Source organism: Streptococcus suis (genome assembly GCF_002964045.1).
Classification (GTDB): Bacteria; Bacillota; Bacilli; order Lactobacillales; family Streptococcaceae; genus Streptococcus; species Streptococcus suis_U.
Window position 1 is genome coordinate 1 of sequence record NZ_POPB01000180.1, and the last position, 489, is coordinate 489.

Here is a 489-nt window from a genome sequence, read left to right on the forward strand (position 1 = left end):
TTCCGATCTTGACCAACTTATGTTGCCTGAGTAACATCTTCAACATGGACATAGATTTGAGAATTCTCTTTCATACCTGTTTCAGCAGCCAGCTGCGTATTAGTCATGACGGCATTTCCACCTGAATTCATTCCATAAATAGCTGTCCCTGCTTTTGGATCTTTGTAAACTCCTATTACGAGATAAGCATTGCTATTGACACTAATCGTCTGATTGAGAGAGTCCTCTATAGAACCAAACAACTTCTCAGCTAGTGCCGTATCTAGCATAATCATACGTGAAAAACGACTATAATCGTTAGCTGTAAATTGACGACCAGCTAAAATTTCATATTCTTTCACAGCAAAGTAATTCTGACTGACACCAGTAATGGTGACATTCTCTGCTTTTTTATTGCCTGAGCTGACTTCAGCCATGTTACTGATACTGGAATAATAGCTCGATACACCATCAATCTCTAGCAATCCTTTTAAAGTAGAATCCGTGCCG

At 39.3% G+C, this 489-nt stretch carries 1 pseudogene; it reads right to left on the reverse strand.

Features of this window, described 5'->3' with window-relative positions:
- Window positions 1-20: 20 nt before the first annotated feature.
- A pseudogene (locus tag C1E99_RS01160) lies at window positions 21-489 on the reverse strand (ABC transporter permease); the annotation flags it as partial.